Annotated in this window: 21 protein-coding genes; 2 read left to right on the top strand and 19 right to left on the bottom strand. The window is 40.5% G+C overall.

Features of this window, described 5'->3' with window-relative positions; genetic code table 11:
- Window positions 1-38: 38 nt before the first annotated feature.
- The 12 genes from nifH to BM086_RS04380 all read right to left on the bottom strand — a co-directional run bounded on the left by nifH (window position 39) and on the right by BM086_RS04380 (window position 10,692).
- Window positions 39-896, bottom strand: a complete 858-nt coding sequence (gene nifH / locus BM086_RS04325) for a nitrogenase iron protein (RefSeq protein WP_092323994.1) — start codon at window positions 894-896, stop codon at window positions 39-41.
- A 42-nt stretch (window positions 897-938) separates the two neighbouring features.
- Window positions 939-1,310: a NifB/NifX family molybdenum-iron cluster-binding protein gene (locus BM086_RS04330; RefSeq protein ID WP_092323997.1), complete on the bottom strand. Its 372-nt coding sequence runs from the start codon at window positions 1,308-1,310 to the stop codon at window positions 939-941.
- A gap of 18 nt (window positions 1,311-1,328) precedes the next feature.
- Window positions 1,329-2,309, bottom strand: a complete 981-nt coding sequence (gene cysK, locus BM086_RS04335) for a cysteine synthase A (protein ID WP_092323999.1) — start codon at window positions 2,307-2,309, stop codon at window positions 1,329-1,331.
- Window positions 2,310-2,348: 39 nt separating this feature from the next.
- Window positions 2,349-3,890 (bottom strand): nitrogenase component 1, encoded by a 1,542-nt coding sequence (locus BM086_RS04340; protein WP_092324001.1) that lies wholly within the window; start codon window positions 3,888-3,890, stop codon window positions 2,349-2,351.
- A gap of 17 nt (window positions 3,891-3,907) precedes the next feature.
- A complete protein-coding gene (locus BM086_RS04345) occupies window positions 3,908-5,242 on the bottom strand; it encodes a nitrogenase component 1 (protein ID WP_092324004.1) in 1,335 nt (444 codons plus the stop codon).
- 41 nt (window positions 5,243-5,283) lie between these two features.
- A complete protein-coding gene (locus tag BM086_RS04350; protein WP_175560102.1) occupies window positions 5,284-5,724 on the bottom strand; it encodes a pyridoxamine 5'-phosphate oxidase family protein in 441 nt (146 codons plus the stop codon).
- A 245-nt stretch (window positions 5,725-5,969) separates the two neighbouring features.
- On the bottom strand, window positions 5,970-7,133 hold the full coding sequence (locus BM086_RS04355) for a trans-sulfuration enzyme family protein (RefSeq protein ID WP_092324460.1): 1,164 nt from the start codon (window positions 7,131-7,133) through the stop codon (window positions 5,970-5,972).
- A gap of 54 nt (window positions 7,134-7,187) precedes the next feature.
- The gene (locus BM086_RS04360) at window positions 7,188-7,568 is read right to left on the bottom strand and encodes a NifB/NifX family molybdenum-iron cluster-binding protein (protein ID WP_092324009.1); all 381 of its coding nucleotides are present in this window, start codon (window positions 7,566-7,568) and stop codon (window positions 7,188-7,190) included.
- A gap of 59 nt (window positions 7,569-7,627) precedes the next feature.
- On the bottom strand, window positions 7,628-8,500 hold the full coding sequence (locus BM086_RS04365) for a radical SAM protein (RefSeq protein ID WP_092324012.1): 873 nt from the start codon (window positions 8,498-8,500) through the stop codon (window positions 7,628-7,630).
- Between the two features lie 18 nt (window positions 8,501-8,518).
- Window positions 8,519-8,686: a YezD family protein gene (locus tag BM086_RS04370; RefSeq protein WP_092324015.1), complete on the bottom strand. Its 168-nt coding sequence runs from the start codon at window positions 8,684-8,686 to the stop codon at window positions 8,519-8,521.
- Window positions 8,687-8,778: 92 nt separating this feature from the next.
- Window positions 8,779-9,957: a MalY/PatB family protein gene (locus BM086_RS04375; RefSeq protein WP_092324019.1), complete on the bottom strand. Its 1,179-nt coding sequence runs from the start codon at window positions 9,955-9,957 to the stop codon at window positions 8,779-8,781.
- Between the two features lie 165 nt (window positions 9,958-10,122).
- On the bottom strand, window positions 10,123-10,692 hold the full coding sequence (locus BM086_RS04380) for a hypothetical protein (RefSeq protein ID WP_330391512.1): 570 nt from the start codon (window positions 10,690-10,692) through the stop codon (window positions 10,123-10,125).
- Between the two features lie 433 nt (window positions 10,693-11,125).
- Between BM086_RS04380 and BM086_RS04385 the strand changes: the two genes are divergently transcribed.
- Window positions 11,126-11,677, top strand: a complete 552-nt coding sequence (locus BM086_RS04385) for a DJ-1 family glyoxalase III (RefSeq protein WP_092324022.1) — start codon at window positions 11,126-11,128, stop codon at window positions 11,675-11,677.
- Between the two features lie 224 nt (window positions 11,678-11,901).
- On the opposite strand, the gene BM086_RS04390 is transcribed toward BM086_RS04385, so the two are convergent.
- The 4 genes from BM086_RS04390 to BM086_RS04405 form a co-directional block, all read right to left on the bottom strand.
- Complete coding sequence (locus tag BM086_RS04390; RefSeq protein ID WP_092324025.1) at window positions 11,902-12,930, bottom strand: LacI family DNA-binding transcriptional regulator; 1,029 nt, start codon at window positions 12,928-12,930, stop codon at window positions 11,902-11,904.
- Between the two features lie 6 nt (window positions 12,931-12,936).
- Window positions 12,937-14,463 carry a 4-alpha-glucanotransferase gene (gene malQ, locus BM086_RS04395; protein ID WP_092324028.1) on the bottom strand — a complete coding sequence of 509 codons (1,527 nt, stop codon included), beginning with the start codon at window positions 14,461-14,463 and terminating at the stop codon, window positions 12,937-12,939.
- 202 nt (window positions 14,464-14,665) lie between these two features.
- Complete coding sequence (locus tag BM086_RS04400) at window positions 14,666-15,616, bottom strand: carbohydrate kinase family protein (RefSeq protein ID WP_092324030.1); 951 nt, start codon at window positions 15,614-15,616, stop codon at window positions 14,666-14,668.
- A 66-nt stretch (window positions 15,617-15,682) separates the two neighbouring features.
- Window positions 15,683-16,291, bottom strand: coding sequence for a TetR/AcrR family transcriptional regulator (locus BM086_RS04405; protein ID WP_092324032.1), 609 nt, complete (start codon window positions 16,289-16,291; stop codon window positions 15,683-15,685).
- A gap of 174 nt (window positions 16,292-16,465) precedes the next feature.
- Between BM086_RS04405 and BM086_RS04410 the strand changes: the two genes are divergently transcribed.
- On the top strand, window positions 16,466-16,807 hold the full coding sequence (locus BM086_RS04410; RefSeq protein ID WP_092324035.1) for a hypothetical protein: 342 nt from the start codon (window positions 16,466-16,468) through the stop codon (window positions 16,805-16,807).
- A gap of 132 nt (window positions 16,808-16,939) precedes the next feature.
- Here BM086_RS04410 and BM086_RS04415 read toward each other — a convergent pair whose 3' ends face one another.
- The 3 genes from BM086_RS04415 to BM086_RS04425 all read right to left on the bottom strand — a co-directional run bounded on the left by BM086_RS04415 (window position 16,940) and on the right by BM086_RS04425 (window position 22,424).
- A complete protein-coding gene (locus tag BM086_RS04415; RefSeq protein ID WP_092324038.1) occupies window positions 16,940-17,800 on the bottom strand; it encodes a DUF2225 domain-containing protein in 861 nt (286 codons plus the stop codon).
- Between the two features lie 97 nt (window positions 17,801-17,897).
- A complete protein-coding gene (locus tag BM086_RS04420) occupies window positions 17,898-19,604 on the bottom strand; it encodes a glutamine--tRNA ligase/YqeY domain fusion protein (protein ID WP_092324040.1) in 1,707 nt (568 codons plus the stop codon).
- A gap of 96 nt (window positions 19,605-19,700) precedes the next feature.
- Window positions 19,701-22,424 (bottom strand): sensor domain-containing phosphodiesterase, encoded by a 2,724-nt coding sequence (locus BM086_RS04425; protein WP_092324042.1) that lies wholly within the window; start codon window positions 22,422-22,424, stop codon window positions 19,701-19,703.
- Between the last annotated feature and the right edge of the window lie 21 nt (window positions 22,425-22,445).

Consider the following 22,445-nt stretch of genomic DNA (forward strand, 5'->3'; position numbering starts at 1 on the left):
AGTATCCCTCCTTTCCCGCCTTATTATGCATTGCAATATCAGATTCTGTAATCGTCCTTAAGATCATCCATAAGACCATACTCTACAAGGATTTCTTCCAGACGTTCCTGTGTCATTGGGGTAGGGATCGTAAACATTTTGTTCTCATCAATTGCTTTTGCCAGGCCTCTGTATTCATCTGCCTGTGCTGATTCGGGATTGTACTCAATAACTGTCTTTCTGCGAATCTCAGCGTGCTGTACAATGTTGTCTCTTGGAACAAAATAGATAAGCTGTGTATTAAGTTCTTTTGCAAAAGCACGAAGCAGGTCTTCTTCTCTGTCTACACGACGGCTGTTGCAGATGATTCCTCCAAGGCGAACACCGCCTTTAAGAGCATATTTCTGGATACCCTTTGAAATATTGTTGGCAGCATACAATGACATCATCTCACCGCTGGCAACGATATAGATTTCTTTAGCCTTGCCTTCACGGATTGGCATTGCAAAACCACCGCACACAACGTCACCAAGAACATCATAAAATACATAATCAAGTTCCTCAGTAAAAGCTCCCAGCTGCTCCAAAAGACCTACAGCAGTTATGATGCCTCTTCCTGCACATCCTACACCAGGCTCCGGTCCACCTGATTCAACACACTTTGTGCCGTTAAAACCAATCTTCATGATATCGTCAAGCTCAACATTCTCGCCTTTCTCACGAAGTGTATCCAAAGTCGTCTTCTGATGTAATCCTCCAAGCAAAAGTCTTGTTGAATCCGCTTTTGGATCACAGCCTACTACAAACACTTTCTTCCCCAGCTCTGTCAGTCCTGCTGTCAGGTTCTGAGTTGTGGTGGACTTTCCTATTCCACCCTTTCCATATATTGCAATCTGTCTAACCTCTTTTTCCGCCATTTCTTCATTCTCCTCTGTAAGTTCCCGCTTATTTTTATTGTTTTAATCCTGGGTCTGAAAATGATGTCTCTTAAAAAATTTCTTTATCCTCACCATGGCTGTCTCCACATCACCTTCAGCTACAAGCACCTGAATCCCGTTCTTGGTGACCATTCTCTCAGAACCGGGGCCAATCTGTTTTACCAATATCGCGATGACATTCCAGTCAAGTAGCGCCTGTATCTTGGTCCTTAGCATATCTTCATTGTGCCCCTGACCACATCCATCTGAATGAACCACCTCAATATCAGCAAGAGGCTTCTCTTCATCAGTCTCCTGATCTATTTCTATTATCCGAAAGCCTTTAGACTGGCCAAAATGCTCTGTTATTTCTTTTCCATCCAAAGTGCCTACTGCTATTCGATATGTCGCCATATATGCCTCCAACAGTTGTTACTTCGCGCTGTACCAATATCTGCTCTTTTCCACCGGAAGCTCTTTCCAAAGCTTTGTAGAAAGATATCTCTCACCGGTATCAGGAAGAATCGCCACAACTGTCTTTCCTTTGAATTTACTTCTCTTGGCAACCTGAGCTGCCGCATAAGCTGCTGCCCCTGAAGAAATACCTACAAGTAAGCCTTCTTCTCTTGCAAGAGTACGTGAGGTATCAAAAGCCTGTTCATCTTTTACCTTGAATATTTCATCAATAACATCAAAGTCAAATACCTTTGGTACAAAGCCCGCTCCTATACCCTGAATACCATGTGGTCCCGGAACGCCGCCGGATAAAACCGGTGAACCGTACGGTTCAACTGCCACAATATGGATATCAGGATTTTTCTCCTTGAGGAACTTAGCCACACCTGTGATCGTTCCACCTGTACCAACACCTGCAACTACTACGTCTACTTTTCCTTCTGTTGCTTCCCAGATTTCTTCACCTGTAGTTGTCTGGTGGGCTGCAGGGTTAGCAGGATTGTTGAACTGCTGAAGAATAATGCCTCCCGGAGTCTGAACCTGAAGTTCTTCTGCCTTTCTTACTGCTCCCTTCATACCAAGCGCCGCCGGAGTAAGAACCAGTTCAGCTCCCAGTGCTCTTAAAAGAGTTCTTCTCTCTTCACTCATGCTCTCCGGCATGGTTATCAGGATCTTATAGCCTTTAGCCGCTGCCACAAAAGCAAGTCCAACGCCTGTATTTCCACTTGTAGGTTCGATGATTACTGACTTCTCATTCAACAGCCCGCGTTTTTCGGCATCCTCAACCATTGCAAGCGCTATTCTGTCTTTTACACTGCTTAATGGATTAAAATACTCAAGCTTAAGCAAAAGCTTTGTCTCTTCGGAAAGTCCCGCAAGCTTTTCAATCTTACGGGGTCTTAAAAGAGGTGTCTCTCCGATGAGCTGTGTCAAATTGTCAACTATTTTAAGCGCCATGTCGCTATTCCTTTCTCTTTAAATTATTTGAAAACTTCCTTAGAATCTGTCGCCCTGTACGATATTTTCATTAGGATCAAGATTCATCCAGGTATCAGTAAGGGGATGTCCCACGTTTTTACCGATATTCTTGGAAAAATTAGTATTCTTGAGTGCTCTTGCTGCTCTCCTTGCAAGCTCGAAAGCTCCTGAATAGCCCATGTAGTTGATAGGTGCTCCAAACAAAGGAATATTCGGTATGCCAAGTTTTGTAACCCATCCATTAGCTCCTGCATGTCCGATATAGATATCGGGTTTAAGTCTGTTTAGAGTATTAAGTTCCTCTGCCGGCTGACCTGCTGCAACTTCAACAGTAAGATTTGGATCTTTAATATCGTTAAGAAGATTTTCAACAAATCTGTCAAGGTTATGTGCCTTGATTCCCACAAGTTCCATACCAATACTCTTATAAAAATCTGCTGTAGTAAGGATACGTGTCTCACCGCCTCCTACAAAGATTTTTTTGCCCTTAAGCACTTCCACAAACGGAGCAATTGCTTCCTTAAGTTCTGTTGTCTCCTGCTCTATGAGTCTTTCTGCCTCAGCCTCAAGATGGAAATGTGCAGCTATCTTTCTGATCCAGGTGTTTGTGCAGTTGATTCCGATAGGAAGCACATCCAAAAGGTACTCTGTTCCGTAGCGTTCTTTTAAGTGTCCAAGAAGGTAGTCATCGTGTGTAGCGCAAATGCTGACATTTAAAGCTGCTTCTCCAAGATGATCAAGTTCATCAACTGTTGCATTTAGCGGCACCACCTTGGGAATAAGTCCCAGTGCGCTTACAAGTCTTGAAAGTTCCACTTCATCTCCGTTACTGTTAGAGCCTACGTTGAAGATATTTACGGTTCTGCTGGTACGATACTTCTTGGCAAAATCGTATTTTATCTGAGCTTCTTCAGTAAGCTGTGGATACTCCTTAGGATCACGTATCAGATACTTAAGAATTCCATGGTTTGCAGCATCATAACCTGACGATACGAATCGGCTCTTGAAACCTTCGCAGTGGATTGGTACAAGTCTTGCAGAAATCTGAGATTCAAGTTCTCTTACAACTGCATCGATATCATCTCCGATGATTCCGGGAACACAACCATTAACGATGGCAATAACCTCCGGATGATACTCCTCCTCTGCATAAAGAATTGCTCTTTTTAATTTCTCTACGCCACCATTTACAACATCCAACTCATCCATATTTGTATGAATGAAGGGCTGTTCCTCTATAAGAAGGCCTCTTGACGCTCTGCTGGTGCTTCGAACTCCCGCCATTCCTGCCATACCTGAGCAGCATCCAAGTGGTGAATGAACTATTGTTATTGCTCTTGTAAGTGAATTTATGATTCCAAGTGCAAGTCCCAGCTGACAGCCACCACTCTGGGAGAATTTTCTGTTCTGTGCCTGAGCGCATCCGCTCTTGAAATCTCCCTTAAGCCCCGCACAGGAACCGCAATATGCTGTACAACCACCAACACGCTCATCTCTTACAGGTGGTTCATCAGCAGCTAAAAAATTATATTTTAAATTCTCGTTCAATAATTTCGGCATTTTCTTTTCCCACCTTCCTATCTTGAAGCTACCAGATTGGTAAGCAAATCTTCAACAAGTGAAAGCGCGCCTCTAAATCCCGCATAGCCTTTATTAAGAACTGCCCTGTTGCTAACAGGGAAGGCTACTGTAAGGAATCCTGCGCCGTAGTCTGTTGCAAGATTACGTTCAACAACACTTCCGATTATGTAAAGTGGACCAAGTGCATCGTAGTATTTCTGATTGTTGTTATATGGCCAGCTAGCACGAAGCTTCTTTTTCACAAGTCCATATTTATCTTCATATATGACAGCAGGCTTGGTCTTTGATGTCAGGTTTTCAAACTTCTTAGTGTAAGCAGCCTGTTTATCCTTGTCCTTAAGATCGTTAATAGCAACGAAGTGCGGAATCCATCCAAGTTCTTCTGATACAAAATCCACAAGTGGATATGCATAATAGCTATCTGTGATTGCAACTACATATCTCTGGAAGTCGAGGTCTGCCGCTACATCCACTATTCTTTCAAGATAAGAATAAAAATACTTCGTTTCTGCAGCTACCACTTCATCAACAAGTGCGCTGTCTATTCCAAGCTTTTCTGCCACGAGTCTTAAGAACCTTTCTGATGCCTTAGGACCGATTGGAAGCTCAGTTGTTACATATGGTATCTTGTGAACACTCTCAAAGGTCTTGGCTGTGATCTGTCCTGCTGCCTCTGACAGAACAACTGTAAGAGAAGCATCTCCATACTGCTTTATCGATTCTACTGATTCCCCGTCAGCAAAAAATGTATTTGCTTTTACGCCAATCTTTGCAAGAAGCTCTTTTAGATGAGAAATGTTTCCTCTGTAAAAGACATCATGTCCGGGAACAATTCCCAGAAGATTGATTGTCTTTGGGTCCTTTTCTTCTTTCTTTTCTATAAAATTCTTGACCAATGCGCTTAGCACTGCATCATATCCTCGAAGTGTAGTACCAAGAAATCCCGGTGTGTTAACTCCTATTACATTCTGATCGCGATATCTCTCTGCCACTCCGACAGCATCATCACCGATCATCTCTGTCTGACAACCTGTAACTACTATGTAGATATCCCCCTTAAGGTACTTCAAAGTAGCTTCGATCTGTCCCTCCAGCTTGCTCTCACCACCAAATACGATATGGCTCTGAGATATATTTGATGTTGGAATCATATTTCCGCCACAGTATCCAACGCCGCGGTATCCTGCAGATAAGTTGTAGGTTCCGGACAGTGCTGCTGCACATCCGCCGGATGCATGTACGATTGGAACTGCCTTAGGAATAGCAGCTATCGTAGAAAGCGCACCACCAAGCGCACAAGAAAACTTGGAGCGCTCTATAAAATCACTCATTTTCTGATCCTCCGTATTCTTTACCCAAACAGTTCCCAAAATCAGTTATACTTAACAATCTGAACCTTATCCTGCGCAAGTTCTGCTGATGAATTAAATATCTTGATCTCTTCAGGCTCTACAACAAAAATTGCCTTTTCCTCTGTAAGCTCAAATTTCGGAAGATTTTCTTTAATAAGAGCTGCTGCCTTCTCAATTCCCTTTTCACAGCCAACCTTTTTAGCCTTACCATAAACTGTCACATTTACGTAATTAGGAAATTCCTGACCCGGTGCCTCAAAGTAGATCGCAACATTATCATTCTTTTCGATCTGTGCAACTTTTCTTGCATTTGCCTGTGTGGAAAAATAAGTCTTCACCCCATCTGTTGCAATAGCACCAAGAATCCTTATGTCCGGCTTATTATCTTCTGTCACTGTTGAAAGAAGAATTCTCTTTGTACTCTTTAAATAATCCTCAATCTGTTCCTGTGTTAATGCCATAGCTTTCATCTCCTCTTTTCTTTTTTTGATATATCTTCTATGCCAGTGGCAAATAGAATTCTTTTCGGGTAAAAAAATGTATGAAAAAAGAGACTTACAGTCGTCCCACTTATATGAAGTGAAACAATCGTAAGCCTCCAGTTGTCTAGTCAGCTTTATTAACTTGTAGTGAATAATACCATAATCTCTCTTGTTCTAAAAACAAGTATTACTTATCGCCAGATATAATTATTGGTTTATCCTTATCAGTCTTTACTCGTTTCTTTTTCTGCAATGGCAAATACCCTGTTAAACTCACAGATAATGTCAGCAATGCCCTCAATTCCCACAGAAAGACGAAGCAATCTGTCTGTTACCCCATTCTTTTCAAGCACCTCCTGGGGCACATCCGCATGGGTCTGAGTTATAGGATAAGTTATCAAAGTCTCGGTTCCTCCAAGGCTCTCTGCGAAAAAGATAAGCTGCACATTGTTAAGAATAGAATGTGCAAACTCTGCTGAATCAACCTCAAAGGTCAGCATTGCGCCAAATCCCCTGGCCTGCTTTTTCATGATCTCATGGCCTGGGTGATCCGGGAGTCCCGGATAGATAACCCTTGTTACATGCTTATTAGTCCTCAGATAATAAGCCAGTTTAAGGGCATTTTCCTGGGCTCTTTCAAGTCTTACAGCCAAAGTCCTTATTCCTCTTAGTATCAGCCAGCTGTCAAAAGGGCTTAATCCTGCGCCTGTAGTCTTGTAAATAAATCTTAGTCTCTCATCCAGCTCCTGGTCCTTTACTACCACAAAGCCACCTATTGTATCATGGTGTCCTCCCAGGAATTTTGTTCCCGAATGAACCACTATATCAGCGCCAAGGTCCAACGGATTTTGGAAATATGGCGAAAGAAATGTATTATCAACGATCAGAAGAATTCCCTTCTCCTTGGTTATATCAGCTATTTTCCTTATATCTGTAACATTCATCATCGGATTGGTTGGTGTTTCCAGATAGACCGCCTTTGTATTCTCCTGTATGTAAGGTCGAATATCTTCCCGGCTCATATTAATAGCAGTATATGTCAGACCATTCTTTTTACTAATCTCATTAAAAAGTCTTATACTCCCGCCGTAAAGATCCTCGTCAATAATAAAATGATCTCCCGGCTTTAAAAGCTCCATTACTGTTGCTATCGCAGCCATTCCACTTGCAAAAGCTATGGCATCAAGGCCATTCTCCAGATAGCCCACAATTGATTCCAGCTGCTTTCTTGTAGGATTCTGCATTCGTGTATAGTCATACCCTGTGCTCTGCCCAAGTCCCACGTGTGCAAAGGTCGCTGTCTGATAAATCGGAAAGCTTATAGCTCCCCACTGATCCATCATACTTCTGTCAAGCTGCTGACACTTCGTATCTATACTACAATTCATTTCTGTACATCTATTACATCCGCTACAATCCATTTTTTCATCCTCATGGTCATCTTATTTTGAGACTTGAGCACTGCTGTTCATCTCGTCCAATAGTTTAATTAACGAATCTAGTTTTTTCAAGCTTTCATCCACTCTCCCGGGTATCTCAAAAGCAAAAATACCCCTCTCCTCAAGTTCGGCCCTTGCTCCATTTCCTATTTTTGCAGCCAGAACAAAGTTGCAGTCCAAAAGCCCCTCTGCGCCCTTTTTTAGCTTTTCCCCGTTGTGATATCCCCCTTCACAAACCGGTATCACAAATCTCTGCTCTATCTCCTCATAATTCCCATCACTATCAACATCAACTATCAAAAAGCTCTCAGCCCTTCCAAAATGCTGGTCAACATGGTGATTATCAGTTGATGCTATTGCCACCCTGTACGCTCCGTTTTTCATAACATCCTCCTCGTTCCTGTAAACAATTCACATTTTTATACCAAAGTAGTAACTTTCTATCAGCCATGTGAGAATGTATTTTTTACATTTAATCTGTTCTGATATACAAGCTGGCTGTATTCAGAAAGTCCCGGAACTCCAACGGCATCAGCGCGGCAATGTGCGCAATGTCTGAATACCTTGATATGTCTTTCAGCATCCTCTCTGGCTTTTTCTATCTGCTCACAGGTAGGCTTTGATATGTGGTTTAATTTATGTTGTGGAATCAATGGAATGATATTGTAAATAATAGCACCCGCATCCTTTACGGTCTTCGCGATTGTTTCTATGTGATGATCATTTACCCCCGGAACAAGAACCGTATTTATTTTGATGGTAACTCCTGCCTCAGCAACTTTTCTGATTCCCTTCAGCTGATTTTCTATTAGAATCTTTGCGCCTTCTACACCTTCTATCCTCTCCCCGTGATAAATGATGTAGTCATTAAGCTGCGCTTCTATCTCAGGATCTACAGCATTTACTGTGACAGTAAGCGTATCGATTCCTGTTTCTATCAGTTCATCAGCTCTTTCGTATAGCAAAAGCCCATTGGTACTCATACATTTTAATAGCTCCGGATGTTCTTTTCCTATCTTTCTGAAGGTTTCAAAAGCATAATCTGTCGCCAGTGTATCTCCGGGTCCCGCTATTCCGGCAACCTTGATACTTGGCACAAGCTCCAGCGCTCTTCCTATAAAAGTATTAGCTTCATCAGGTGATATTACCTTTGACGTGACTCCCGGACGCTGCTCCACATCATTGATTGTCCTGTCACAGAACTTGCATGATATGTTGCAGCCGGGACTTACCGGAAGATGAATTCTCCCGGCATTGAATCTGCATCCTCCAAAACAGGGATGATTTTTTTCAAGTGCCTCAAAACTTCTGGCCATAATACATCCTCCCTGTCTTCAATTTGTAAATCTAAGTTTTGAACTGGTCTCAATCTGCAATATTTTGCCATCGTGCACTGTAATTACAACGCTCCCATATCTGAGACCATTTACCTGCTCTTTAATTGCTTCCCATATTTTATCAACATCCTTTTGTTTGGGATGATCACTAATTGCCCTTGCCATGTCGTCTCCTCCTACCCTTGCCAAAGATTTATTGGTATTGATATTATCGGAGTCAGCACTCATTCGCAATTATGTTAAACTTATCGTCACCCTTAATGAGAATTTATCGCATCATAAAGTTGAACAAGTGCCTGTTCAATTATTTTCCTCGGGCTCGCAATGTTGATTCGCTCAAAAAGAGCTGTTTCCCTTCCAAAAATAATACCCGGATCCAGCCACAGTTTTGCACCATCCACTATTAGCTTTTCCAAGTCCTTGTGATTATCACAGACCTCAGAAAAATCAAGCCATACAAGATATGTCCCCTGAGGTTCGATCAAATGTACTTTAGGAATTTTTTCCTTAAGAAAGCTTCTTACAAAATCAAGATTCCCCTGAAGATACTCTCTTACTTCATCAAGCCATTCTTCTCCCTTGGAATATGCCAGATATGCCGCATGCAATCCCAAGACATTAGGCTGACTATAACCTGCTTTGTTGTTTTCTCTTTTGAATGCAAGTCGCACCTCGGCATTTGCTATAACAATATTTGTTATCTGAAGCCCTGCTATATTAAAAGTCTTGGTCGGCGCAACTCCCAGTACCAACTTATCAAGATATTCTTCACCTAGAGTCATGAAAGAAGTATGCTTATATCCGCTGTACACAAAATCGCAGTGAATCTCATCTGCAAATACATATACATCATGCCTTTTGCAAATCTCTGCAAGCCTTGTCAGTTCTTCCTTTTTCCACACTTTTCCAACAGGATTATGCGGACTGCACAGTAAAAAGAGCTTTACTTTTTCATCTACAATTTTTTTCTCAAAATCCTCAAAGTCAATTTCATAATGGCCATCTGCGTACACAAGTTGACTGTTAACAACCTTCCTGCCATTTTCTTTTATCGTCTCCATGAAAGGATAATAGACAGGCTGCTGGATAATAACACTATCCCCCGGCTCTGTGAATGCTTTTATGGCAAGCGCGATTGAATACACCATTCCCGGAACGACAGTAAGCCACTCATCCGATATGTCATAACCATGTCTTTTCTTATACCAGCCCCTTACTGCATTTTTGTAATCTTCATTTGAATCAGTGTAGCCAAAAATACCATGGGCAACCCTCTGCTGAAGCCCTTCAATAATACTCTCAGGCAGCCTAAAATCCATATCAGCCACCCACAAAGGTAAAAGATCATCCCTTCCCTTACGCGCAATTCCAAAGTCATATTTCAAACATGAAGTATTCCTTCTGTCTATTATTTCATCAAAATTATACTTTCCCATACCTTGTCTCTCCTCCCTTATGCGATGAAACATCAAAACCATTTTACTGTTTACTCGCATGCAGCTTGCTCCAGTAACCAATTCATGCATTCAATCCAATTCAAACTTCGTCGAAATAATGCACTCACTCCTAAATCATTTATGTCTCACCAATGACAATTAGTTTTACACTTTCTCCATAGTCATCTGAGAATTGCTAAAGCGCCTGTCGCCTGTTACATCCTCATCAAACCATTCAGCAGGATTATAATTTCTTGCCGCCTCCTCTGAAGGAAATTCTACTTCGGCTAAAATTCTGCCTTCAAAGGGCGCTTTAAAGACATCCAATTCTATCTTTATTTCACCCTTTACTATTGCTTCTGATAACTCCGGGTTATCTGCCAAAAATCCCTTCTCAAAAGCATCTTCATTTAAAGGAAGAAGATACCTCTTTTTCCTTATAACATTTCCATCTGCTTTCTTAGCAAGATGAATATAATTTTCCTTATCAAGGGGCAGATTAAATTCAATCTTTCCAATATCTCCTTCATTTATTCCATATTCCTCACCCAGTCCACAATCTACAAACCTCTCCTTTGAAGCCTTATAAGTCATATAATAACGCTCATCTTCTCTTCTTACTCGAATAGCAGGAAACACATTAAGATACCCCTGCTCAATCTCATGAAACGGATATTTCTCAATATCTTCCGGCAAATGCTTTACCGTAAACTTCTTCTCAATCTCTATTCCCATTGTTCATTATCTCCTTCGTAATCCTCTAAAGAATCATGTCCTCATAAAAAATACACAGCACATTACCATTTCTGTCTAAAAACGAACGTACCTTGAACTAAAAGGTATAATTCAATTCCATAATAAAGTATAATCTAGTAGTGAACAAATAAAAACTTTTGAACGCTACCTATAAAATTACAGTTCAATTGGCAGGCAAGCTTACTATGAAACAGTCAGAAATACGCAGTTCTCGGACGAGCAGGATGATTTACAAAGCGAGAAATCTAAGGAAGGTCGACTGTTTCGAACAGCGCTGAGAGGAGACCTTCCTTAGATTTAGAGTTTTAGTAAATCACCGCGCAGACGACCACAAGTATTTCTGACTGTTCATAGAAGCTGCCTGACAATTGAACTGTAACATCCACCACAAAACAACCTCGGAGGAAATCAAATGGCAAAAACAGCAATTTTTTTAGCAGATGGATTTGAAGAAATCGAAGCTCTCACTGTAGTCGACTTGTTAAGAAGAGCAGGAATTGAAATAATCACAGCTTCCATCATGGGAAGAAAAGAAGTCACCGGCTCACACAATATCACCGTCCTCGCCGATGCACTCATTGATGACATTGATTTTGATGGCACCGATATGTTAATTCTCCCCGGAGGAATGCCCGGAACCACAAACCTTGGTGAATGCGAACCATTAAAAGAAAAGATCAAAGACTTTGATGCAAAAGAAAAAATGCTTGCCGCAATCTGCGCAGCACCTACTGTATATGGCAAAATGGGAATCTTATCAGGAAAGAAAGCCTGCTGCTACCCCGGCTGCGAAGTTGATCTTAAGGGTGCTGACGTTCAGACAACCGAAGTGACCAAGGACGGCCATTTTATAACCAGCCGCGGAATGGGAACTGCAATTCCTTTCGGTCTTGCAATAATCGCACATTTCCAGGGACAGGATGTCGCAGACAAGATGGCTGAAAAAATTGTATACAAGTCCTGATTATAAAAAAGAATCCATATTACTATCACACGCAAGAGTGCATCCATAACGGAGCGTTTTTATTTTAGAAGAATTCAGAGCTATTTTCTATGAAATTTAAAAAGAGAGGTCTCTTCCTAACACATAGGAATCTGACCTCTCTTATTTTCTTAAACCAGATATTCTTTATGCACGAAAACTGAAATATATACATATTTCTGATTATGCGTTTATGGATACTCTCACTATATCCTCTTAGTCGACTCAGCTTCTATAAGCTCTCCGGGGAAAATGATATGTTTGTGACCTCTTTTTTCCTCGATAAGATCAAAGATAAGTCTTATTGTTTCCTCTGAGATATCATCAAGTGGCTGCTTTAAGGTGGTAAGTCTTGGAACTGAGAACTCTGCCATTGCCTGACCGTCAAAACCTACAACCGAAACATCATCAGGAACCTTTATTCCTGCATCCGCAAATGCCCTGAGTGCTCCCACCGCAAGTACATCAGAAATACAGAATAGTGCTGTAAACTTAGCTCCGGATTCGATAAGTGCCTTGGTAGCTTCATACCCATTTTTCATGGTGTAGATTCTTCGGTCAACGTATCTGATAAGCTTGTCATCCGGCTCAATTCCATTTGCCTTAAGCGCCTCAATATAGCCTTCATGTCTAAGTCTTACAACGGAAGGCTCATCATTACCCTCAGTCAGGATTGCTATCTTCCTGTGTCCGAGCCCTATAAGGTATTCCACTACTTTACGGCTCTCTCTGGCGTCATCAACAGAAACGGTAGAATATGAATTTCTGCTCAGCTCCTCTGAGATATCTGAACCGATTGTTGCAAATATCACAGGAACATTAAGCTGTTTCATCTTATCTGCTGAATGCTTGCTGCTGCCTCCAAGGAAAATAATGCCACGAAGTCTCTTTTCCTTCTCAAGTTCAAGCGCAACATCCACTTCGTTTTCGTATGCTTCTACATGCCTGAGCACTAGAGCGTAACCCTTCTTTTCAGTCTCCTGCTCAATCTTCTCGATCATCGGAGTGAAAAAGGGATTGGTGATACCTCTTACCAACACTCCGATACACTTGGCATCAATCCTCTTTAGATTCCTTGCACTGTTATTTGGTATGTACCCGGTCTCCTGAATAACTTCCATTATTCGTTTCTTGGTTTCCGGATTTATATCTGAGTGATCATTTATCGCTCTTGAAACAGTGCTAACACCAACTCCGCATCTCTTTGCAATTTCTCGTATCGTTATTTCTGACATTGTATCTTAATCTTGTCTTAACCTTCCATAAATTCTGGCATAATCATGCATCTTTGCAGATAGTTCATCTGTAAGTGCATCCTTCTTCATTCTCCAAACCCAGTTATTACCAAGTGTGGATGGAGTATTAATTCTAGCATATTTATCAAGTTCAAGATAGTCCTGCATAGGAATTATTGCAGTATCGGAAACACTGGCAAAAGCAGATCTTATGCATGCCCATACAGCATCCTTGGCATAGGTGATTCCAAGATACTCTTTACAGAACTTCTTGTCCTGCTTAGGAAGCTGATTATACCAGCCACGGGTTGTTTCATTATCATGTGTTCCCGTATAAACAATACAATTCTTGGTGTAGTTGTGTGGAAGATAATCACTTTCCTCTCTGGAATCAAATGCAAACTGCAAAATCTTCATTCCAGGGAACCCTGTCTTTTTAACAAGTTTTATAACTGACGGTGTTAAAAATCCAAGATCCTCTGCGATGACTTTCTTCTCACCAAGTTCTTTTTTCATAATGTCAAAGAGCTCTATTCCCGGGCCTTTACGCCACTCACCAATCTCTGCTGTGGGATTTCCATAAGGAATTGCATAATACTCATCAAAACCTCTGAAATGGTCAATTCTCACAACATCATAAAGCTCATAGCAGTGACTGATTCTCTTCATCCACCACTTATAGCCTGTCTTTTTGTGATAATCCCATCTGTAAAGTGGATTGCCCCACAACTGACCTGTTGCGCTAAATGCATCAGGAGGACATCCTGCAACATCTATCGGAACATTATTCTCATCAAGCTGGAACAGTTCCGGACTTGCCCATGTGTCTGCGCTGTCAAACGCCACATAAATAGGAATGTCGCCAATTATCTCTATTCCATTCTCATTAGCATAAGCTTTGAGCTTAAGCCACTGATTTTTGAAAACAAACTGCAAAAAGCTGTAAAACTCGACTTCATCCGCATATTTCTTAAGCGCTGCAGCCATAGCATCTTTCTTGCGAAGACGTATATCCTCTTCCCAGGTATTCCATGATCTGCCGCCATTTGCATTTTTTAGAGCCATGAAAAGAGAATAATCCTGCAGCCAGTCATTATTCTTATCCTTCTTAAACTCTTCAAACTTCTTGATGATATCCTTAGTATTATTGACTTTATAAATATTATCAAATGCTTTTCTCAAAAGAAGGTATCTTGAACGGTACAGCTTTTCATAATCTATAGCCTCTTCTGTTCCGCCAAAATCGTATTTATCTGCATCCTCTTTTGCCAAAAGACCATCTTCGATCAGTGCTTCAACATCAATATAGTATGGATTTCCTGCAAATGTAGAAAAAGACTGATACGGTGAATCACCATAACTGGTAGGACCCAAAGGTAATATCTGCCAGTAGCTCTGTCCTGATTTCTTCAAAAAATCTACAAATTCATAGGCTTCCTTAGAAAAAGTTCCAATTCCATATTTTGATGACAGTGAAAAAATCGGAAGAAGAACACCACATGTTCTTGTTTGCTTCTTTTTACCCTTTGCCATTTCCTTTGCCTCTCATTCGTAATGAAAATAATTATATCGGAAACAGTGCCTTATTCCCGGTAACGTTTCCGTATAACTACTTTACCACCTTTGTTTCAATTTAACAAGTATTTTCAGACAATTCACAACAAAAGCAGTTTCTGATAGCTTGCCAACAGTTCATCCCTGTGTCTGACTTGCGCATTATATCTGAGCAGTACCATTATCCCAAAGTCTCTGAGTACTGTTCAAATTCGCTCTTTTTGATGCCCCAGATAAGATTTCTCCACTGTTCAAGCTGATCTGTGGTCATGAAACCATTGGATGTTCCCATGTAACCAATCTTGTAGGATGCAAACAAAAGCGCATTCTTTATAGCATTTACGCTGTCGCCAGTCTCCATATAGTAGTGAAGGAAGCATGCAAACAGCGCATTTCCGGCACCGATGGTATTTACAACTTCATTAGTCTTTACAGTCTTATAATGAGCACGGATATTCTTTGTCTTGTCAAAAAGAATAAGCCCCTCACTACCCTGACCAAGAATAATTATCTCTGTTCCATATGTTTCCGACATTCTGTCAATGAATTCGTAAGGATCTTCTGTTAATGTATCATCACTAAAATACAGAACTTTCGCCGGTTCAAGGAAGTCCGTATTGTATTTTTCTTTTTCCGGATTATAGTTTCTGATGTTTACAGCGATAGGCTTTTTGTATTCAGCGGCAGCCTTGGCAAATGGTCTGCAGAAGTTCGCATTAGCAAGCACCATCATATCGCAGGCCTGAGCAATCGGGGCAACCATGGACATATCATAGACATTTTCTCTAAGATCCTTGATATCCTCAAAAATCTGCTGCTTTCTGCCTTTATCATATAAGACTACTTCTGTAGGTGTTTCTTTCATCTGAGGAACAATGTACTCCGTAGATAAAGTAATCTTTCTGTCAGGAGGATTCATCATTCCAAGGTCCTGATTTCTTCCTACTATAGACATGAATGTAACATCATCACCCAGCCATTTAAGAGCCAAAGATTCATTATATGCATCACCGCCCATAGCAGTAAAAATTGAGTCATTAACACTTGTAAGAGGGGCATAATTAACGGGAATCTTTTCCACTCTTACAATTGTCTCAATCTGCGTAACACCTGCCACTAAGAATCTACTCATTTTTAGCCTCCTTGTTTAAACATCAGTTGCTTTATAACAGCCAAAATCACTGTATTTTTCGCTATTCTATTTTTTTGTCGACATATTTTTTATCATATCGATATATTCATCAACTTCCATCATAAAAAGGTCAGCCCTGAAGCTCTCACTTTTAACCTCTTTTTCCATAAGCCCGTCAATTGTGTAGTCGAGGATCTCGCCTATCTTTTTATAATCCACATTTGGAGCAAAACAGGTTATATCCGCCCTATCCCTCAGTGCTTCCATAATATGATTGTACTTTTCTCTTCTTTCTGTTATCTCACCAAGTGCCTCTTTATGAGTCTCTTCATTCGCCTTTTTAAGGAAAAGAAGAATATATGGATATTTATCTATAGCTGCAACCTTTGCCGACAATATCTGATGATACAGTTCAAAATAACCGTTCTCGTTTTTATCAATACTTGTCGTAAGTTCGATTGTCACAAATCTGGTCGCATAATCATACAAAAAAGCGTATATTCCGATCTTACTTGTAAAATAATGGAACAACAGGCCTTTGCTGATTCCTGCTGCCTTAACTATTTCATCAGTGCTGGCATGATAGTATCCATACTTTGAAAACACCATCAATGCTGCATTTATCATCCTATCCTGTTTTTCTTTTTTTAATTCCCAAAACCTATCATTCATCATTCTGCCTCAATATTATGCCTATAATTGACCGCAACAGTCTAAGATAAATATATCATTTTTACCAAATCACTTCAAACGTTTTTCCGTTATTTATCAAATTTTAATCAATTGTACTTTTATTTAGAATTAAAAAGTATTAAAATTAGTTTATCGCTTGATTAGGAGGAAGTTTTCATGTCCAAAAATAATGGATTTGCTAAGTTTATTCTTTTCTGTGCCGCTGTAGGTGCTGCTGCCGCAGGAGTATACTATTATCTTTCAAAAAAAGATGAAGCTCTGGCTGATGATTTTGACGACGATGATTTCGAGGACTACGAAGATTTTGAAGATGATGAAGATTCTACTTCAGAAATAAGATTCGGCAACCGTAAATATGTGGATATAAAGCCAGCCGATCATTCTGATGAAGACTCAGAGGAGCCTGTATCAAAAAAGTCCGATAAATCTGATAAAGAAGAAAAATCAGCAGAAGAGACTCCTGAATCCACAGAAGAATTCTTCGATGATGAGAAATAAATAATCAAAAAATAATTATCCCACGCAGTTAAAGTATTTCTGCGTGGGATTTATTATTATGTAACAGAAAACCCGCATGCAACCTAACAGCATGCGGGTTTATTATTCTTATTATGTTTATAATCAGGCAATTTAACCTGCTGAACCAGTCTTTTCAGCAATCATATCCTTAAGAAGTCTTGCCTTATCCTTGATTCTGCTGTTAGCCGTTCTTGAAGTCAGAAGCTCAGATACCATCTTGCTGGCAATATCATACTTCTCGGTCTCAACCGCCAAAGCAGCGATAAGATAATCGAGAGTAGTCGCATCCATTCCGGCAATCGGGAACTCCTCAGACTGCCTTGCCATTATGAATCCGTTAAGAGCATTTGCAAGAAGCTCTTTTTCCTGAGCATCATTTGTTGCCTTTTTCTTAGCAAAATCAGGTTCTGCCTGATCAAGGCGCTGTGTCTCACCACGAATCACCCATGCAGTCTTAAGGCAGATATAAGCCTTTTCACTATTCTTAGCCTTCTTTACAACAGCATTTGCAAGTGCCAACTGGTATAAGTTTCTGGCATGTTCATATGTATAGGTATCACCTACATAATCAAGTCTCTTGTAATTCATACAGATCTTGACTCTGATATCGTCAACCTGATACTTATTAATCGTGTTAAAATAGCGTCCAAGTGCAGCATATCCACAATCAGGACAAGCTATTACATCGTATTTACTCTGGTCAACTTCATCATAGTTAGGTCTAAGGTCTATATCGACACTTTTCATTCTGACCTTACCGGTCCTTACAGTCTTTGCTTCGAAGCTCCCATCACATACAGGACATTTATATTTCTTTTCAAATAAGAAATCTTCTTCCTTTGCGAGATTTAGCTTTTTGGTGGGTTCCTCTTTCTTCACAGCCTCTTCTTTTTTCTTGGGATCTTCAAAAAGATCTCCGCCACCAATGTTACCAAGTCCTAGTTTCTCAAGTCCAGAAAAAATACCATCCATAAACCATACCTCTCTTCTCAACTCAGAATCTGTAAAACCACCGGATAACTACCTTCCGGCACCAGAATAACTACGGCCACTCACTATAAAAGTTTTATTATTTCTTTGGAACAGTAAAAGAGCTCTTGAGGGATACAATTCTGTTAAACACAGGAGCACCCGGCTTTGAATCCTTACTGTCAACGCTAAAGAATCCGTTTCTTACAAACTGGAACTTATCATAGCAGACAGCATCCTTAAGCTCTGGCTCAAGTTTAGCATCTTTTATAACTTTGACGGAATTAGGGTTAAGGTTCAAGGAACCATCCTCATTGTATACACCCTTCTCCTCATCAATTATATTCTCATACAGGCGAACTTCTGCTGTAACTGCCTCTTTAGCAGCAACCCAGTGAATTGTACCCTTGACCTTTCTGCCTTCAAAGCCGCTTCCTGACTTTGTTGCAGGGTCATATGTACAATGAACGGCTATTACATTGCCATTTTCATCCTTATCGCATCCTGTACAGGTTACAAAGTAAGCATTCATAAGTCTTACTTCGTTTCCAGGGAAAAGACGGAAATACTTCTTAGGAGGCTCTTCCATGAAGTCATCTCTCTCAATATAAAGTTCTTTTCCAAAAGGAATCTTTCTTGTTCCCATTTCAGGAACTTCCTTGTTATTCTCAATTTCAAGGTACTCTGTTTCACCCTCAGGATAGTTGTCGATAATAAGCTTTACAGGATCAAGAATAGCAAGCATTCTCTTTGCCTTGAGCTTAAGATCTTCTCTTATGCAATACTCAAGCATTGCATACTCTGCTGTAGAATTTGCCTTACTGATACCGCACATTTCCACAAACATTTTGATAGATTCAGGTGTGAAACCTCTTCTTCTAAGTGAAGCGATTGTTACAAGTCTTGGATCATCCCATCCATCTACGATGCCTTCCTCAACAAGTCTCTTGATATATCTTTTTCCGGTTACAACATTGTTAAGATAAAGCTTAGCAAACTCAATCTGTCTTGGAGGGTTCTTGTACTCACATTCCTCTTTTACCCAGTCATACAGAGGTCTGTGATCTTCAAATTCCAATGTGCAGAGTGAATGAGTGATTCCCTCAATCGCATCCTCAATAGGATGTGCAAAGTCGTACATAGGATAAATGCACCACTTGTCGCCTGTTCTTGCATGTGTCATATGAGCAACTCTGTAAATGATCGGGTCTCTCATATTGATATTAGGTGAAGACATATCAATCTTGGCACGAAGAGTTACGCTTCCGTCCTCAAACTTGCCATTCTTCATATCTTCAAAAAGCTTCAGGTTCTCTTCAACGCTTCTGTTTCTGTTAGGATCATCCTTACCGGGTTCTGTAAGTGTTCCTCTGTACTCACGCATCTCTTCTGCAGAAAGCTCAGAAACATATGCCTTGCCCTTCTTGATAAGCTTAACCGCATCTTCGTACATCTCTTCAAAGTAATCTGATGCATGGAAAAGACGATCTTCATAATCAGCGCCAAGCCACTTAACATCTTCGATGATTGAGTCCATGAACTCAGCCTTTTCCTTGGTAGGATTTGTATCATCAAATCTTAAATTGAACTTACCGCCATACTCTTTAGCCATTCCGTAATTGAGTACTATACTCTTGGCATGACCAATATGTAAAAATCCATTAGGCTCGGGAGGAAAACGTGTATGAACGTGGTCGTAAACACCCTCCGCAAGATCCTTGTCAATTGCCTGTTCGATAAAATGTCTGGAAGGGGTATTATCGCCTTCAGCATTTTCGTTTAAATTCTTTAAAACTTCTTCTGCCATTACTAAATAAAACCAACTTTCTTCTTTTTATCAAATTGTGAAAAAACGGTCATTACACAACTCGATATAATATTATAACATAACTATCTTTTCACTTCACTTATAAACATATTTTTCTTCAAAAGCCGCTCTGCGAAGGGGTTTGTCGTAATAATAGCCCTGAATATACTTCACATCCATACCGTCAAGAGCTTTAAGCTGCTCCTTTGTCTCAATACCTTCCACGCATATATCAGCGCCTATTGTCTTGCCCATCTGAACCATGGAGCGGACAAACGCCTGAGAATACTCATCCGTGGAAATATCTTTTACAAAGTTCTGATCTATCTTAATTATGTCAAAAGGAAGTGCTCTTATACTGCTAAGCGCAGAATACCCGGTACCAAAATCATCAAGCGCAAGTTTAACGCCAAGTGCCTTGATATCCAAAAGTGTCTGCTTGGTCCTTGCAAGGTCATTTATCGCAAGTCTCTCTGTAAGCTCAAGAACAATATTTTGCGGATTCAGATTGTTGTCTTCGATATTCTTTCTGATAACATCAACAATATCCGTCTGCATTATCTGAACAACTGACAGATTAACGCTTACTGTAAATTCACCAATTCCTGCCTCATTCCACTGTCTGCAGCACTCACAGGCTTTTTGGAGAACATGATTACCGATAGGATTGATAAGTCCCAGATATTCAGCAAGGGGAACAAATTCATCAGGGCTAAGCAAGCCCAGTCTTGTGCTGTTCCATCGTACCAGAGCCTCTGCGCCGACATGTTTTGCCGGCTTTCCATCTTTGCCTATTTCATTGATGATAATCGGCTGGAAATAAACTTCAAACTCCTCACATTTCTTGCTGATGGCATCATACATATTCTTTTCAAGATCAAGTCTGTGTATCGATGAAGAATCAATGTTATCGGAGTATTCTGCAATTCTGTTTTTGCCGGATTTCTTTGCCTCATACATGGCAACATCTGATTTTCTGATAAGTTCAGAAACATTATCGCCATTATCCGGGAATCTTACCACCCCCATACTCATAGTACAGTAGTAATCACTGTCTTTCAGATACCATGGCGTAGCAAAAGCATTTTTTATTTCTTCAACAATCTTATCCATCCTGCCATAGCTCTCAGGTGGAACAATAATTACAAACTCATCGCCGCCCATACGATAGCAGGAATTGTTTATGCCCTCAATGCGGCTCATAGCCTTGGAAATATCCTGTAAGAGAACATCTCCATACTGATGTCCAAGACTGTCATTTATATGCTTGAAATCATCAAGATCAAGGTACATAAGTGCGCCGGTGCGACCTGTCTGTCTCGCTTCATCCACATATTTTGCAAGATCTTTTTCACAGCACATTCTGTTGTAAAGCCCTGTCAAAAAGTCTGTGTATGCCTGCTGCTCGATTCTCTTTTGATACAGCTTTTTCTCAGTGATATCATAAATCGCGCAAAGTGAAACGGGACGGCCATCAACCCATTTGATCCTGGTGTAATAAACGTCATACCACTTTGATCTGGCTTTATGACTTACTTCGTAATTACCGCTGTGACTTCTTGACGGAATATTGGATTCAAACAGTTCTATAAGCTTGTTCTCTGCAAGTTCTTTACTGAAGTTCTTCTTAAAGCTTCTATTGGCAAAAAGAAGCACTCCTGTGTCAATATCTCGTACATAGATAGAACTCCCCACATTATCAAGTACTGATTCCAACGATGCAAAAGAGCTTGCCAGTGAATTAGTCTGGATTCTTTTTGTAATGATACTCTGAAGGATTCTGATAGCATCATTAACAAACTTAATATCATCAATTGACCAGATACGATTTTCTCTGGTCTCTGTAAGACAGGCATAAAATCTGGCTGCGCCGTTGATGACGATTGGCATCGCAACAAGAGCCTTTATTCCGAACATATCAAGCTGTTCGCGCTCTCCGGCATTCATCTGCGTATCACTGGATATTACAATAGCTTTCTCAGTTCCGAGGAACCAGCAAACTTCCTGATCGATTGTCTCCACAAACATCTTTTCAACTAATGGAGCAGTCCACTGAACCACTATATCCATAAGAGTGTTGTGATGAATCCTGCAGGTAAAACCATTGCTAATCTGAAGATAACGACAAAGCTTCCCTAATATTTCAACCATTATCGACTCAATGGTCTCATCACTGTCAAGGAGAGAAACTATTTCAGTCATAGTCTCTGCCCTGTGGAACGATGAAGTCATCTCAAGTTCCTGCTGTTTACTCTCTTCGCTTATTGCTATAGCCTGAGTTCTTGAGGTTTCTATAGTTATAAGAACGTTTAGAGTTTCACGCAGAAGATCAAGTGTTTTATAAAAATTGCTCTCGGAAATCTGATATTGGAAAGAATCAATAGGAGGTATATGGAAGTATTCCTTTTCATATTCCGCATCGGTGAATACTCCACATACTATCCAGACAGCAGCTGTATTTTTGCCGCTTTTAACAGCAACAGCAGCGAGCCTTAGATTAGGAACTTCTGTATATTCTACAGCCTGATCCTCCAGCTCGCTATCCTGTACTCTTTTGAAAATATTGTGAATACGTATCTCAGGTACGTATTTCTTTATTATCTCTACTTCATGCGGATTGCCTGAAAGTTCACTCATAGGTGCGCCACACTCATCGAGACACATGGCATACACGCCTGACATTTCACAGAATTTGTCCTGCCAGGACTGTATTTCTTCCGCATTTTTTTGCGCAAAATTACCAAGGACTCCTTTAAGATAATTATCCGAGCCCATATTTGTGGCATTCTGCAGTTCCACATTGGTAACTTTATCCTGCATTTTCCCCCCTCAAGGAAAACA

The organism is Butyrivibrio sp. YAB3001 (assembly GCF_900112195.1).
In the GTDB taxonomy this organism is placed as follows: domain Bacteria; phylum Bacillota; class Clostridia; order Lachnospirales; family Lachnospiraceae; genus Butyrivibrio.

Excerpts from the sequence above, each read along its gene's own strand:
- nifH (WP_092323994.1), bottom strand. The coding sequence starts at position 896 with ATGGCGGAAAAAGAGGTTAGACAGATTGCAATATATGGAAAGGGTGGA.
- BM086_RS04330 (WP_092323997.1), bottom strand. The coding sequence starts at position 1,310 with ATGGCGACATATCGAATAGCAGTAGGCACTTTGGATGGAAAAGAAATA.
- cysK (WP_092323999.1), bottom strand. The coding sequence starts at position 2,309 with ATGGCGCTTAAAATAGTTGACAATTTGACACAGCTCATCGGAGAGACA.
- BM086_RS04340 (WP_092324001.1), bottom strand. The coding sequence starts at position 3,890 with ATGCCGAAATTATTGAACGAGAATTTAAAATATAATTTTTTAGCTGCT.
- BM086_RS04345 (WP_092324004.1), bottom strand. The coding sequence starts at position 5,242 with ATGAGTGATTTTATAGAGCGCTCCAAGTTTTCTTGTGCGCTTGGTGGT.
- BM086_RS04350 (WP_175560102.1), bottom strand. The coding sequence starts at position 5,724 with ATGGCATTAACACAGGAACAGATTGAGGATTATTTAAAGAGTACAAAG.
- BM086_RS04355 (WP_092324460.1), bottom strand. The coding sequence starts at position 7,133 with ATGAATTGTAGTATAGATACGAAGTGTCAGCAGCTTGACAGAAGTATG.
- BM086_RS04360 (WP_092324009.1), bottom strand. The coding sequence starts at position 7,568 with ATGAAAAACGGAGCGTACAGGGTGGCAATAGCATCAACTGATAATCAC.
- BM086_RS04365 (WP_092324012.1), bottom strand. The coding sequence starts at position 8,500 with ATGGCCAGAAGTTTTGAGGCACTTGAAAAAAATCATCCCTGTTTTGGA.
- BM086_RS04370 (WP_092324015.1), bottom strand. The coding sequence starts at position 8,686 with ATGGCAAGGGCAATTAGTGATCATCCCAAACAAAAGGATGTTGATAAA.
- BM086_RS04375 (WP_092324019.1), bottom strand. The coding sequence starts at position 9,957 with ATGGGAAAGTATAATTTTGATGAAATAATAGACAGAAGGAATACTTCA.
- BM086_RS04380 (WP_330391512.1), bottom strand. The coding sequence starts at position 10,692 with ATGGGAATAGAGATTGAGAAGAAGTTTACGGTAAAGCATTTGCCGGAA.
- BM086_RS04385 (WP_092324022.1), top strand. The coding sequence starts at position 11,126 with ATGGCAAAAACAGCAATTTTTTTAGCAGATGGATTTGAAGAAATCGAA.
- BM086_RS04390 (WP_092324025.1), bottom strand. The coding sequence starts at position 12,930 with ATGTCAGAAATAACGATACGAGAAATTGCAAAGAGATGCGGAGTTGGT.
- malQ (WP_092324028.1), bottom strand. The coding sequence starts at position 14,463 with ATGGCAAAGGGTAAAAAGAAGCAAACAAGAACATGTGGTGTTCTTCTT.
- BM086_RS04400 (WP_092324030.1), bottom strand. The coding sequence starts at position 15,616 with ATGAGTAGATTCTTAGTGGCAGGTGTTACGCAGATTGAGACAATTGTA.
- BM086_RS04405 (WP_092324032.1), bottom strand. The coding sequence starts at position 16,291 with ATGATGAATGATAGGTTTTGGGAATTAAAAAAAGAAAAACAGGATAGG.
- BM086_RS04410 (WP_092324035.1), top strand. The coding sequence starts at position 16,466 with ATGTCCAAAAATAATGGATTTGCTAAGTTTATTCTTTTCTGTGCCGCT.
- BM086_RS04415 (WP_092324038.1), bottom strand. The coding sequence starts at position 17,800 with ATGGATGGTATTTTTTCTGGACTTGAGAAACTAGGACTTGGTAACATT.
- BM086_RS04420 (WP_092324040.1), bottom strand. The coding sequence starts at position 19,604 with ATGGCAGAAGAAGTTTTAAAGAATTTAAACGAAAATGCTGAAGGCGAT.
- BM086_RS04425 (WP_092324042.1), bottom strand. The coding sequence starts at position 22,424 with ATGCAGGATAAAGTTACCAATGTGGAACTGCAGAATGCCACAAATATG.